Source organism: Streptomyces sp. SID3343, from assembly GCF_009865215.1.
Classification (GTDB): Bacteria; Actinomycetota; Actinomycetes; order Streptomycetales; family Streptomycetaceae; genus Embleya.
The window spans coordinates 1-12,855 of record NZ_WWJX01001427.1; the positions used below are offsets into that span (position 1 = coordinate 1).

The 12,855-nt window shown below is 70.8% G+C and carries 14 protein-coding genes; 8 read left to right on the plus strand and 6 right to left on the minus strand.

Annotation, left to right across the window (positions count from 1 at the left end; translation table 11 throughout):
- The first annotated feature begins 84 nt into the window (after nucleotides 1-84).
- Nucleotides 85-723 (plus strand): hypothetical protein, encoded by a 639-nt coding sequence (locus GT354_RS45565; protein ID WP_161363335.1) that lies wholly within the window; start codon nucleotides 85-87, stop codon nucleotides 721-723.
- Here GT354_RS45565 and GT354_RS45570 read toward each other — a convergent pair.
- From GT354_RS45570 to GT354_RS45590, 6 genes are all read right to left on the minus strand, one after another.
- Nucleotides 659-1,843, minus strand: a complete 1,185-nt coding sequence (locus tag GT354_RS45570; protein ID WP_346012474.1) for a methyltransferase domain-containing protein — start codon at nucleotides 1,841-1,843, stop codon at nucleotides 659-661. The genes GT354_RS45565 and GT354_RS45570 overlap by 65 nt on opposite strands.
- The gene (locus GT354_RS53100; RefSeq protein ID WP_202513037.1) at nucleotides 1,840-1,986 is read right to left on the minus strand and encodes a hypothetical protein; all 147 of its coding nucleotides are present in this window, start codon (nucleotides 1,984-1,986) and stop codon (nucleotides 1,840-1,842) included. The genes GT354_RS45570 and GT354_RS53100 overlap by 4 nt, the downstream gene beginning before the upstream one ends.
- A 283-nt stretch (nucleotides 1,987-2,269) precedes the next feature.
- Entirely contained in the window at nucleotides 2,270-2,554 is a 285-nt protein-coding gene (locus tag GT354_RS45575) for a hypothetical protein (RefSeq protein WP_161363337.1), read from the minus strand.
- Nucleotides 2,555-2,852: 298 nt separating this feature from the next.
- Nucleotides 2,853-4,007: a DUF6624 domain-containing protein gene (locus tag GT354_RS56900; RefSeq protein ID WP_346012475.1), complete on the minus strand. Its 1,155-nt coding sequence runs from the start codon at nucleotides 4,005-4,007 to the stop codon at nucleotides 2,853-2,855.
- 176 nt (nucleotides 4,008-4,183) lie between these two features.
- On the minus strand, nucleotides 4,184-7,732 hold the full coding sequence (locus GT354_RS45585; RefSeq protein ID WP_346012476.1) for a DEAD/DEAH box helicase: 3,549 nt from the start codon (nucleotides 7,730-7,732) through the stop codon (nucleotides 4,184-4,186).
- A gap of 7 nt (nucleotides 7,733-7,739) precedes the next feature.
- Nucleotides 7,740-8,240, minus strand: a complete 501-nt coding sequence (locus GT354_RS45590; RefSeq protein WP_161363341.1) for a hypothetical protein — start codon at nucleotides 8,238-8,240, stop codon at nucleotides 7,740-7,742.
- A 160-nt stretch (nucleotides 8,241-8,400) separates the two neighbouring features.
- Here GT354_RS45590 and GT354_RS56140 point away from each other — a divergent pair, with 160 nt between their 5' ends.
- The 7 genes from GT354_RS56140 to GT354_RS45620 all read left to right on the plus strand — a co-directional run bounded on the left by GT354_RS56140 (nucleotide 8,401) and on the right by GT354_RS45620 (nucleotide 12,624).
- A complete protein-coding gene (locus GT354_RS56140) occupies nucleotides 8,401-8,532 on the plus strand; it encodes a hypothetical protein (RefSeq protein WP_272924022.1) in 132 nt (43 codons plus the stop codon).
- Nucleotides 8,532-9,152 carry a methyltransferase domain-containing protein gene (locus GT354_RS45595; protein WP_161363343.1) on the plus strand — a complete coding sequence of 207 codons (621 nt, stop codon included), beginning with the start codon at nucleotides 8,532-8,534 and terminating at the stop codon, nucleotides 9,150-9,152. The genes GT354_RS56140 and GT354_RS45595 overlap by 1 nt, the downstream gene beginning before the upstream one ends.
- A 329-nt stretch (nucleotides 9,153-9,481) precedes the next feature.
- A complete protein-coding gene (locus GT354_RS45600; RefSeq protein WP_161363345.1) occupies nucleotides 9,482-9,649 on the plus strand; it encodes a hypothetical protein in 168 nt (55 codons plus the stop codon).
- A gap of 185 nt (nucleotides 9,650-9,834) precedes the next feature.
- The gene (locus tag GT354_RS45605) at nucleotides 9,835-10,827 is read left to right on the plus strand and encodes a hypothetical protein (protein WP_161363347.1); all 993 of its coding nucleotides are present in this window, start codon (nucleotides 9,835-9,837) and stop codon (nucleotides 10,825-10,827) included.
- A 4-nt stretch (nucleotides 10,828-10,831) separates the two neighbouring features.
- The gene (locus GT354_RS45610; RefSeq protein WP_161363350.1) at nucleotides 10,832-11,251 is read left to right on the plus strand and encodes a hypothetical protein; all 420 of its coding nucleotides are present in this window, start codon (nucleotides 10,832-10,834) and stop codon (nucleotides 11,249-11,251) included.
- A 159-nt stretch (nucleotides 11,252-11,410) separates the two neighbouring features.
- On the plus strand, nucleotides 11,411-11,575 hold the full coding sequence (locus GT354_RS45615) for a hypothetical protein (RefSeq protein WP_161363352.1): 165 nt from the start codon (nucleotides 11,411-11,413) through the stop codon (nucleotides 11,573-11,575).
- 485 nt (nucleotides 11,576-12,060) lie between these two features.
- The gene (locus GT354_RS45620; protein WP_161363354.1) at nucleotides 12,061-12,624 is read left to right on the plus strand and encodes a hypothetical protein; all 564 of its coding nucleotides are present in this window, start codon (nucleotides 12,061-12,063) and stop codon (nucleotides 12,622-12,624) included.
- The last annotated feature ends 231 nt before the right edge of the window (nucleotides 12,625-12,855 follow it).

A 12,855-nucleotide genomic window follows, 5' to 3' on the forward strand; every position in this document is an offset into this window, starting at 1 on the left:
ACAGGGCAAACGTTGCCTGATGCGGCACTAGCGTCTGCGGCAGACAGCCGGCCAGAGAGTCCGGCACGACCGAAGGAGACCCGAGTGGACGTGATCGCGGCCCGACGGCTGTTCCTGCTGGGCAAGGGCGCACGTTCCCTGGACGTCGCCAAGACGCAATGCCGCACCTGCGGGAAGAGCCTCGTCAAGGACCGGACCCTGTGCGACGTCGCCGCCGGCCGGTGTGAACGCTGCGTCGACCGCGCCCTCCCCGATGTCGACAGGCGCGCTCGGGCCTACACTGCGGCGTTTCTCACCCGGTGCGACCGGTTCCCGCTCAACGACCACCATCTGGCGACGACGGCCAAGGAATGGCCCGATTCCGAGGTCCTCCTCGCACGGTACAGCGTCATGTCCGGCGCGCTGCAGGACATGGAGGTCGTCCGGGCGGGCAGCGCGCCCGCCTTCCCCGGCACGGCGTGGCAGCCGAGGCCGGCCACCGAGGAGGAACGCCGCCGCGACGGGGCGTTCGACTTCCCGGTCTATGTGGAATGGAGCACCAAGAAGGCCGACGCGGGTACCGGTCTGCCGGTGTTTCATGGACGAAGTGCTGTTCTGACGTGGCGTACGGCGTGCTCATGCGGCAGGTCGGGGGGCAAGCGACGGCCGGGCGTGCGTCCTACGCGTCGAGGCGGTTCGTCGGTACGTCGAGCCAGGCGTGTTCGCCCTGTGGATCGATCGTGAGGCCGAAGCGGTCGCAGGTCGGGCTGCCCGTGTGGGTCCACCAGCGGTGGGCGGACTCGATCTCGTCCCACAAGCGCCTGGATCCGCTTTGGTACACCGTGGTCCGCGGTGTCGCGTCGTGGAAGACACCGGCGGCCCAGGAACGATCCGAGAGGGCGTACAACCAGACGCTGACGGCGCCGGCGCGCCGATCGCTCAACAGCACGCAATCACCGACCAGCACGCCGGCCGCGGTCATGAACGGGTGGCGGATGGGATCCTCGAAGCCCACGTCGTGGGAGGTCAACGTCGTCACGGTCGTGGTGGCGTCGCCGGGGAACCCGTCGGGCAGGTACGCGGCCTGGTCCAGGCGTTCGGGGCGCTGGGAGCGAATCTTCATGAACTCGACCGGGGTCGTGAAACGGCCCGACGCGCTCTTCCCGTCGTCGGCCACCACCAGACGCACCACGTGGTCGGCGTTGGTCAACCGCGTCCCCCACGGCGCGACGATCACCCCACCCGGCACGGTCTGTTCCACCCACGCGTAGGGAACCCGGCGCAGTCCGGCGGTGGCGATGATCCGATCGTAGGGCGCGGCCGGCGGGTGCCCGAGGAGGCCGTCGCCGGTGATCACGGTGGGGTGCAGGCCGTGCGCCCGGAGGGTGTTTTCGGCGGTGGCGGCGACGGTCGGGTCGACTTCGACGGTGGTGACGTGGTCGGGGCCGAGGCGGTGGGTGAGCAGGGCGGCGTTCCATCCGGTCCCGGTGCCGACCTCGAGGACTCGGTGGCCGGGGTGGATGTCGAGGTCGTCGAGCATGGCCATCACGACGCTGGGCATCGACGCCGACGACGTGGGCACCCGGCCGGGTGCGGGTCCGGTGTGCCGGCCGTCGTCCCATTGAGTGGTGACGGGCACGTTCGCGTCCGCGTACGCGAACCACGTGTCGGGATCGGTGTCGCGGTCGCAGGTGACGCTGGTCGCCGTAGCCATGTCGAAGGGCCACATCACGGTGGGCAGGAACCAGGCGCGGTCGATGGCCTCGAAGGCGGGCGACCAGGCCGCGGGTATGACACCGCTGTCGCGGAGCGCGCGGGCCAAGCGGGCCCGGCCAGGGCGCAACTCCTGTCCGGTGCCCGTCACTTCTTGTGCTTGCCGGGGCCGTCCGGGGTGCTGCCGTCCGGCTTCGGCGGGTCCTGCGGCGGCGTCCACGGCTGACCGGGATGCCCGTCCCCGTCGCTGTCGGAGCCCTGGTCACCGCTCGCGACGATCAATGCACGACGCATGTACGCTCCCCCGCCCGAGACAACACTGGGTACCACGAGTATCACTGTACGGATACGGGCGTCGGAGAACCAGAGCACGCGAAGGGCCTTGGGCGATCAGATGATCGGGCCGGCGCCCGATATCAGGGCCTGACTGGGCGGATCCGCACGATCACGCCCGTGAAGGGAGGACATCACAGCGCGCTCGCCGTGCGTCTGGACACCACCACCGGCCCAGTGTTCGGCAAAGGGCCTGCGCACTGACGATCCGCGGGCGGCGCGTCCGCGCCTCGCGAAGGGCGCCTCACCGGTGCGTGGTCACCGGTTCGGTGCTCTGCCAGGCCCGGACCAGGACCATGCGGCGGCGGCGCCATGGTCGCCGTTCCTGGCGTCGGCGCATCCGCAACACCTCATGCCTCACGGAGCGGGAGAGGTCGCCGCCGGGATCGAAGACGAACTCGTACTCCATCGCGCCGAGCAGCACCAGGCCCTGCTCGTGCGCACACCGATCCAGCTCGTACGACAGGCTGTCGGGAATGTTCGACGCCTCGGCGAGACAACGGTCCGCAGAGTAGGGGTGCCGCCGCATCCAGTGGTGGACGACGATGCGCGCGACATCGGTGCAGTCGTTGTATGTAGTACCGGTGAATCCTCACCCCGGGCATTCCTGTCCCCCCGCTCGTCGACCCCGACACCGTAGTCGCCCCGGGATCGTCCGTGTTCCTGCGACGGACCCGGGCGGCGTGGCGCGGCCGCGGGCAGGCGCCACTCGGTGTTCATACGGCCCAGGACTCCGCGCACTCCGAAGTGCGCTTGTGCCGGTGGGAGTGGCGGCGGCCGCCGACGTACTCGGAGACGCCTGAACCGGGCACTCGAGGACCTGGAGGTCACACCTCGTATTGATCCCGAACACGCCGGTCGTACTCGGCCACGGGGTCCAGTCCCATCTCGGCACGTCGTCGATCCAGGCCGTCGGGGTCTTCGACGGGCCCGGCCCCGGAGATGCCGTCGAACACTGCGTACTGGGTCGCGTAGAGCTGGGGCCGACCGTCGTGCACACGTACCCGGTCGGTGAGGTGCGCGAGCCAGCGCGCGGACGCCTGCCCTGCAGTCACCGCCTCCTCGAGCAGGCGAAGACACGATCGCCGGAACTCCGGGTCGGAATCGGCGTCGGTCACCAGCAGGCAGACGTGGTCCGAGCCTTCCGCGTCGACCCGGTCGAACCCGGGCCATCCGTGCGCGTTGATCGTCTCCTTGAGCCATCGGGTGTTCCCGGCTTCCACGGTGCGCAGGTCCGCCTCCGTGGTCGGCCGGCCGATCGACGTGGGACAGTCGGTCCAGCATCGTTCGGTGGTTCGCGGCTCGGCGGCGTAGCCTTCGCCAAATCGGGATCGGTTCCGGAAGCCAACGGGCCGAACACCGCAGCGAGTTGCCGATCGACGTCGGGGCGCAGCCCCTCCACGTAGTCCGTGTCGCGGCCGAAGGAGTCGCGGGGGTGGTAGTCCTCGGGCATGTCGACGCCGGCGACGGTCAGATCGCCTCGGGCGTGGTCCGAGGCGATCCCGATCGGGTACAGCGGCGGACGCTCGTTTCGCAACTGCGTGATCGAGGTGTTCACGAGGACGACGGAGTGATGGCCGTGTTCCGCCACGAACGTCCGGATCCACCGGTCGGCGGCTCGCCTGGTCCGCTCGCGGCGCAGCACCACGCCACCGTTGGACAGCACCACCCAATCGTGGCGGCCCAGCACCACACCGGTCACACGGCGGAGGTGCCTGCGCAACATGTCGTTCCCTTCGGTCCGCCCGGGATGGACAGTGTGCCGTGCGTCGGTAACAGCGCGCATCGTGCACCCGGCGTCTGCGCGACAACGCCGAGCTCTGGGACCAGAGGCTCTTCCGCGAGGCCGCAGACGACGCCGTCGTGTACACCGGCGCACACGAGCCCGACGCCGTGCTCCTCGCCCGCGACGCTCGACGTGTGCTCGACTTCTCCGCGGTCGTCCCACCCGTCGCCGGCTGTCGCCTCGCCGGGCCGGCCACCGTCGACGCCGGATCGGCTCCCGGTCGATCGAAACGGCGTCGGGTCGTCGTGGACGGCTACGAGTCACCGGGCGGCGTGGGTCCGGTCGTCGAGCCGTCCGGTGCGCGGCCCGCGCACGGTTTCGCCGCCGGGGCGAGGCGTGGACCCGCCGATCGCGTTTCGTGGCGGGGCGGTTTCACGTGGTGGTCGAGCGGTAGGTGGAGAGCCATCCTGTCGCGTTGTGGTCGCCCCGGCGGGTGAAGGCGGCCATGCCCCGGTGGCCCGCGGAGGTGTCGTCGCCGGCGGATTCGGGATAGGTCAGCGTGGTCGTGTCGTCGAGCCCGGTGTGGGTGTGTCGGGCGGTTCCGTCCCACACGTGGACGACCGCGCCGGGGGGCGCATCGGTGACGATGCCGTGCGCGGGTGTAGCCGCCAGGGTGGTGTGGGTGGTTCGGGCGTTGAGGAGCGCGGTGTACTGATCGGGTTCGAGGCGGCATCCGGTGGGTGGGCGTCCGGTGGGCCAGTCGGGGTCGGTGACGTCGCGGGCGGTGGCGGCTCGCCACATCTGTGGGACGGCCTCGGTGGCGTGCAGGGGGGTGGCCATCTGTTCGCACATCCACAGGAGGCGGCCCGCCCCGCGACGGGGGCCCAGGACGCGCCAGCGCACGCGGCGTCCGAGGTCGGCGGCGGTGATCACGGCCCAGGGGTGGAGGGTTCCACACGCGCCCTGGGCGCCGAGCCAGGACAGGTAGCGTTGCGCCTCCTCGAGCACGGGCGTGAGGTTGTCGGTGGGGATGCCCGCGATCGTGCGGCCGGGTCGGCGGAACAGGTGGGGGCTGTTCGCCACGAGCAGGAGCGCGGCGCGGGCCAGGTCTCCGGGTTGGAGGGAGGGTTTGGACGCGAGGCCCGTTCGTGGAGGTGCCCACGCGCCGAGGTCGGTGTCGATGCCTCGGGCGTGCAGGACGCGTAGGACGGCGGTTTCGGCGCGTTCGTTGACGGGGGCCTGTTCGAGGGCGGGCAACAGGACGGCCGCGAGGAGGATCAGGTGGTCTTCGGCGTCGTCGGCGCTGTGGGGGATCGGGAGAGACGCGACGGCCTTGCGCAGTCGGTCGGCGATCGTGACGGTGACCATGATGCGGCTGGTGAGGCGGCCGAGGTCGGTGGCCGCGAGGTCGTCGTCCCCGCGGGGGCCCGGGTCGCGGCGGAGGCAGTCGGCTTCGACGAGGAGGTCGAGTGCGTCGCCGAGCGGGTCGAGGTCGCGGTCGCCCTGGTGGTGGGCGAGGGTCTGGAGCCACCAGGCGTCGGCTTCGCGGATGGTGCGTACGCGTTCCTGGACGACTTCGGCCAGGAGTTGGTGCGGGAGGGTGTTGCGGATCTGGGAGCGGACGGTGTAGCCGGCGGCCAGGCGGGCCTGCCAGACGGGTCGTTCCGTTTCCTCGGTGACCAGGTAGGCCCAGCCTTCGCTCTCTCCGGCGCCGACGCGTCCCGCTCGGCCGAACATCTGTTGGACCGTGGACACTTCGACCCGGTCCATGCCGATCTGGGTGTCGCGGACGACGACCGCGCGGGCGGGCAGGTTGACGCCGGCCGCCACGGTGGAGGTGGCGACGAGGACGTCGGCGTGGCGGTTGCGGAAGTCGCGTTCGGCTTCGCGTTTGTGGGGCCAGTCGCGGTAGTGCAGGGCGACGCCGGCTTGTCCGCACAGGTCGTGGACGCGGTCGGTGTCGTCCGGGTCGGCCCCGGTGGTGGGCACTCCCCTGCTGTGCGCGATGGCCAGCGCGGTGGTGCGGACGTTGCGTTTGCTGCCGCAGAAGACCAGGACGCTGCCGTGGTGCTCGGTGACGGTCTCGGTCAGGCGCACGGCGGCGCGGGTGCGGGCGTGTTGGCGAGCGGCGCGGTCTCCGGCGAGGGGGATCATCGGGAGTTGCCACACCAGGCGGGTGGGGCGCCAGGCGACGCGGACGATGTGCGCCGCGAGCCAGTGGGCGATGTCCTCGGCGTTGGAGACGGTGGCCGACAGTCCCACGATGCGGACTTGGTCGGCGACGTCGCGTACCCGGGCGAGCAGGGCTTCCAGGACGGGGCCTCGGACCGGGTCGCCGAGCAGGTGGATCTCGTCGACGATCAGGCAGCCGACCTTGGCCAGGATGTCGCGCAGGGAGGCGTTGCGGCAGATCGCCTCGAACTTCTCGGTGGTGGAGATCCACACGTCGGCGTCGCGGATGGCCTGGACGTCGGTGGCGTATTCGCCGGAGAGGCGGGCGACGCGGATCCCGTGGCGTCGCCAGGGTTCGAGGTCGCGGTCGAGTTCGTCGGTGAGTGAGCGTTGGGGCACCAGCCAGACGGCCTTGCGGCCGCGGTCCCAGGTGTCGAGGGCGGCGACCATGCCGATGGGGGTCTTGCCCGCGCCGGTGGGCGCGACGATCAGGACGTGGCCGACGTCGGGGTCCAGGACGACGGGGATCGCCTGGATCTGTGCCGGGTTGAACGTGGGGTGCGCCAGGAGCGGGACCCACGCGGCGGGGACGAGGTCGGCCACCGGCACCGGGTCGGGGACGCCGGTGGGGTCGACGGGGGCGAGGTTGTCCCAGGCGGCTTCGAACACGTCACGCGCCGCGTGCGCGCCGGGGCCTTCGACGAGTGGGCGTTGGTCGCCGGTGCCGTTCGCGGCGAACGGCGACAGTCTGGGTCGTGCGATCGGTGCGACGTGTGCGCCGTCGTCGTCGAGGGTGGTGACCAGTTCGGACTCGACCCAGTAGGGCACGGCCCGAAAGGGCACGCCGTGTGCGGTCAGGTGCTCGCGCAGGGGCCGGTAGTCGTCTCCTTCGGGGAGAATCACCCGAATGTCGGCGTCCCGGGGAAGAGGGGTGGGCAGGCGCCAGTGCGGGTCGGCGACCTTGCTCCAGTACAGGCGCCGCGTCTCCCGGTGGGTCGACGCGGGCAGGTCGGTCGGCCACTTCCCGGGCTGGTCGAGGCGGCGGGCGACGATCGCGGGCGGGCGGGGTTCGCCGCGCGTCGGAGCGAACACGGCGGCGCGCGGGCCGGGGACCGGCGGACCGCCCTCCGGCGCTTCGCCCGGTGTGCTCGGCAAAGGTGGTTTGTTCAGGTCGCGGGAGCTGATTTTGAGATCGGCGAGGGTGCTGACGGTGGGGCAGGCGGGGCAGACCAGGGCGATGTACCGTCCGGGTTTGCCGTTCGCGTCGGCGTAGGGCTTGCGCAGGCTGTGGAGTACGCCGTCGCACGCGGGACACCGGTAGGCGACCTGTTTCTCGTAGGTCCAGCCCGGTTGGGCCATGCGTTCGGGCAGGGCGCCGGCGGGGAGCGGAAAACTCCATCGCCGCGCGATGACACCGGCGACGGTGGAGTCGTCGTCGGTGTCCGCCGTCGAGGGCTCATTCTCCTTCGGCGTGCCGGCGGTGTCGTGGGCCTGTGCGTACGCGAGGCGACGCTCGTTGTGATTGCTCACCCGGTCCTTGCCGTCGCGCCCCACACAGTGCCGGCCGATCGCGGCGTCGCAATAGGAACACGCGACCGCGGCCCTGACGCGCTCGCGATGCGCCGCCTGTTCGTCCTCGCCGCGAAACTGCGGCCGCGTGTCGGCTCGAACGGGCGCGGGCCCGGCGTCGTCCGGGCGGTGGGCCGCGCACCATATGTTCTCCGCAGGCACCAGTGCCCGACATCGACGTCCTTGCAGTGTGGTGCCCGAGCACTGCTGAACGGGGCCGGTCGCGGCAGGTGACGTCACGATCACATCATGGGCCACGACGCCGGGACAGTCCCAGTACCGGGTCGGCACAGTGGAGCGGTCCGTCCGCCGTCGTCGGCGGGATGCCGGCGGGATGCGGGCACCCGGCGTCGTCCACGGCCTTGAACCGTGGGATCGGCGACACGAGTCGATCGAGTTCCTCGGTGGCCGTCCCCTCCGGGACCGCACGCAACGCGTTCGGCACCGGGTCTTCCTCGACCAGGCACGACCAGGCGAGCGCCGCACTCACCCGCACCTGGCCGGCCACATTGCATCCGTCCGGCACGCCCGGGCCCGGGCGACGGGCCGGTGCCGGCGCCATCCGCGCCCGCACCGCGGGATCGTCCTCGACACCGAACCGTTCGTGCGAGGAGATCGAGATCTCCCGCCCCCAATCACCGTCGAGACGACGCAGCCCCACGGCGACGGCCGGGCGGCTGCGCTGCAACGCCTCGATGGTTGATACGACGGTCTGTGCGTCGTCCTGCGGGTAGCGAGGGCTCCGCACGCGCCACCGGACGACGACACCCGAGTGATCGCCGCATCGACGAGGCGCCATCCGGAACGTGGCCGCCACGGCGGGGAGTTCGTCGCGGCCTTGCCGTCACTCGGCGTGGCGCTTCATGCTCGGAACGTCATCTCGCTTCCGAGGACGTGGAGGCCCCGTCGTGGGTGATCACAGCAAGCCGCCGGCGCCCCAACCGGATCCGCCGCAGCCCGATCCCAAGCAGAAGCAGGACGGCGCCCTGTCCGGCATCGGGGACCCGGGCCCGGGACGCCGTAAGAAGGACAAGCCGTAGTGCGCGACGACGCCGCGATCGTGGGCGCCCTCGATGCTGAGGGCGCCTTCCCCGGCGCGTGGGTGCGCGAGGCCATGCTCGCCGTGCCACGCGCCGCGTTGGCGCCCGACGTGGTCTGGCGCGCCGACCCCGCGACGGGCCGCCACACCGCGGTGGACCGACGCACGGACCCGGGCGGGTGGGACGAGGTGGTCCTGCGGCCGGCACCGGTGGTCACCCAGGTCGACGACGGCGCCATCGACGCGGTGGGAGCGTTGGCGAGCAGCTCGTTCAGCGAGTACCGCGCGGTCGCCTCCTTCCTCACCGAACTCGACGTCCATCCGAGCCATCCGGGCCTGGAGATCGGCACCGGGCCCGGCTGGACCGCTGCGCTGCTCGCGTGGCGCCTGGGCGAGGAGAACGTCGTCTCGGTCGAGATCGATCCCGCCCTCGCGGCCGGAGCCCGCGCCGCCCACGCCCGACTGGGCCTGTCCCCCACGGTGATCACCGGCGACGGCACCCTCGGCGCACTGGACGCCTCGCCCTTCGATCGCGTGCACGCCACCGCCGCCTTCACCCACCGGGTGCCGTACGCGTGGATCGAACAGGCCCGCCCGGGCGCGGTGATCGTCGCGCCGTGATCGCCCGGCTTCGGCGCCGGCGCCCTCCTGCGCCTGGTCGTCGACGACAACGGCGACATCGCGTCCGGCAAGCTCGTGCGCAGCGTGGCGTTCATGGAGTTGCGCGGCGAACGCGACGGGGCCGCCTTCGAGGTGGTACGCGAAGCCGAGCCCGCTACGGGCGAGGCGGAGGCGGAGTGGGTCCAGGAGTCGCTGTACCGGGACGGGAACTTCACTCACGCCGTCGCGCCGAGACTCCCCGACGTGCGACTGGGGACGCTCGGAGGCGGCACCGTGTGGCGGCTGTGGGACACCGGCCGGTCCTGGGCGTTGGTCGACGACCGGTGGGCGTGGGCAAGGCCGTCCAGGGTGGGCCGAGACGATTGTGGGACGAGGTCGACGCCGCCCTGCACTGGCAGGACGAACACCGCATCCACGGCCACGACTTCGGCATCACCGTCGAACCCGACCGGCAATGGGCCTGGGCCGAACGACCCGAACGACACTGGGAGATGTAGCCGGCGGCTCCCGAACGTGTGAACCACCAAGGCTGCGAGGTCGGGTACGGCGTAGCGGCGGGAGCGTCCGGTCCTGTGGCTTGCTCTGTGGTTGTCTCCGATCTGGGTACGACGGCAGCCGGCGCCATGGGTGGGGGCGAACGTTCGCGGCGGCCCTGGCCCGCGACGGCGTGAGGAAAACTCCGGTGGAGATTCGTCCGGGCGGCGATACCGTCTTTGACAGGGCATCGACGGTCACGTTCGAGCACCTGGTCTCCGGAGCGAAGAACTTCGCGCATCTTGCTCTGGATGCCCACGCTGACGGACAGACAGACGTGTTCCTGCTGGAGGCTGGTGTAGCCGTCGAACGGCCGGCCGAGGCTGCACTCGTACTGGTGCACCCGACACTCCTGTCGGAGGTGAAGGGTAGCGACGAGATGCTGCTGCACCTGGCCGGCGCCACGACCACTGCGCCGCGCAGAATCCACACCATCGGCGCGAGCACGGCGATCGCCAGGCTACGGAAGATGGGTGTGCTCGCCAAGTCGGAGGAACTGGACGGCCTGATCGAGTTGCGCAACGGGGTGGCCCACCTTGGTGCCGGCACTGCTGAGGATTACCTCGGCACCTTCGTGGACACCCTCTGTCGGCTGCTTGACCACACCCGCCAGGACCGCGCCGAGTTCCGGGACTCGTGGTCCGATGTCGAGCAGGTCGCTTTGGACACCAGATCCGACCTCGCCGAGCGAGATGTGCAATTACGCATCAACCAGGCCCGGTTCAGGATCGAAAGCCGCTTCGCGGGCATGCCTGACGACGTTGTCGAAAACGTCGCGAGGGCGATAGGCGAGCCGGGACTGGTGATCATCGGTGTGAGTGACGAGCGTGTCCAGTTGCGGATGCTCACCCGCTGTCCGGCGTGCAGGCTCGAAGCTGCGGCCCTGGCGTTGAGCGCCGAGCCGGAGACGACGCTGCTGTACGAGATGAAGTTGGCAGTCGAAGGACTGCTGTGCGGTCTTTGCAGCTTCCGCCTCACCAGTCGACGGGAGATCGAGATTGCCGGGCTGGCACCGACCATGGAGTGCAGGATCGAAGACCTTACGGCGTCGATTGATGACGGTCCTCTGGCGGCCGGCGACTTGATCACGCGCCTCAACTCCGGCGGGCTTCGATGGTTCTACAACGGGCTCGCATTCTGAGGCTGTGATCGACATCGACGAGTTCAATGAGTGGCTGTCGACCGGCGATCCGGGCTGGTGGAGCAGTTCGGCGGCGAGGAGGCCGCGCTCGAATTCGACGCCTCCGCTGAGCGCGGTCGGCGTCCTGGACGACTACGTGCAGAGGCTGCCACTCGACGAGTTCGAGGCAGAGGACCGGATTACCCTGCGCTCAGACCTGTCCGCGTTCGTCACGGTGGTGTTGCTGGAGACGTACGGAGGCACCTACCGGGCGCGCCTGGACGATGCTCTGCCGACGGGCTGGGAGCCGGTGATTGACGTCGTCGGTCCGGACGCCCGGCACCGTGTGATCGCGCCGGGACCTTTGGTGCACGAGTATCTGGTGCCGGTGCCTCAGCGGATCCTTCGCCTGATGGAAGCCGTGGGCCACCAAGCGACTGGTTGAGCCATTGGCCGGCTGCGCGGGGTGACTCTCCTGGCGCCGCAACTGAGCACCCGGCCCGGCACGCTGGGACTCGCCGACGCTCTCGCTGCACCTGATCGATCCCGCCCGGACGGCACTGGCGCACCCACACCGCGACGGAGCACGCTCGCCCGCCTGCCCATGGACGAACTCTCCGCCCTGACTCCGGGCGCACGCGCGCTCCTGGACGCGGCCGCGGAGCGGCGTCGCCGTCGGCGACGCGAGCCCGGGGACCGGACCGGAACTGCCCGCAACGTCGCCTTCACCGCACCCGTCCATCTCGTGATGCAGATCAGACGCGGCTGACGCCGGATCCAGTGCCCCGGCCACTCATCGACGGCTGCATCGTGGAGACAGGCCCGACCATCGGACCGGGCATGAACAAGACACGACAACACCATTGCAGTCTCTGTGCGTAGCGGATGAGGCTCCCGGGTGTGGCTCTGTTCGCGGATCTCGCCGTTCGCGGAAGTCGTCGTCGATTGCGTGGTGTTTCGCATCTTCGGGTGGTCAGTGCCGGAGTTGCGGATTCGAGGTTCGGAAAAGAATCTTCGCGGTGGGCGATGAGTTCCGGTGGTGGTGGGGGTCTCCTCTGCAACACACTTCACCGCCGGCATCGCAGACTGCGAGGACACCATGACCATCACCGCCTCCACCACCACGACCGCCGCCGTTACCTCCACCACCGCGGTTGTCACGACCCGTTCGCTCGTCGGCGCCGGCGTGTCGGCGGCCGCGCTCGCCGCCGCGGCGACGTCCGCCACGTCGAGGCGACCGGGGCGGTACGCCGCGTGCCGTATGCGTGGCTGGAACAGACCCGGCCCGGCGGCCGGATCCTCACCCCCTGGGTCGGAGGCGGCGACGGCCGCGGCCACCTGCTGGCACTGGACGTCGACGACACCGGCACCGCGACCGGACGCTTCGTCGGCGACAGCGCGTTCATGACCCTCACCGGACACGACGACCCCACCTGGACCGGCCCCTGTACCGAGCGCCCCGACCGCGACAGCGCCGTCGACCCCGCCGAACTCGCCGACCCCACACTGCTCTCCGTCCTGGGGATCGTGCTGCCCGACGTGCGCATCGCCACCCACGTCGACGAGGCCGGCCACCTGCGCGCCCAGGCGTGGGGTCCGGACGCGACGTACGCCATGGCCGTGTCCGATCCCGACGGCGACCACCCCGCCTGGACCTGGGGACCCCACGACCTGTGGGCGCACGTCGAGACTGCGGCTGCCTGGTGGCACACCGCCGGACGACCCGGGTCCGGCGACTTCGTCTACACCGTCACCAGTCAACGACAATTCGTCACCTTCGGCGGGGCTGACGGCCCGCGATGGGACGTGCCCGTCTGATCGACGGGCGAACAGGGCGCGGCTGTCACAGCGCTCCGGGACCCCGACTCCTTCAACCGCCGGTCGGCCGGAAACGCCGGACGCCGAACCGACCGCAAGGCGAGCGTCACGCTCGTACGCGCCTTCCGGCGACACCCCGGCCCGACCGGCACCCGGCCGTGGGCGCGTTCCTCGGACACACCGCCCACACACTCGCTGGTTGCCGTCCTTGTCGTACTCGTAGGCGACGCT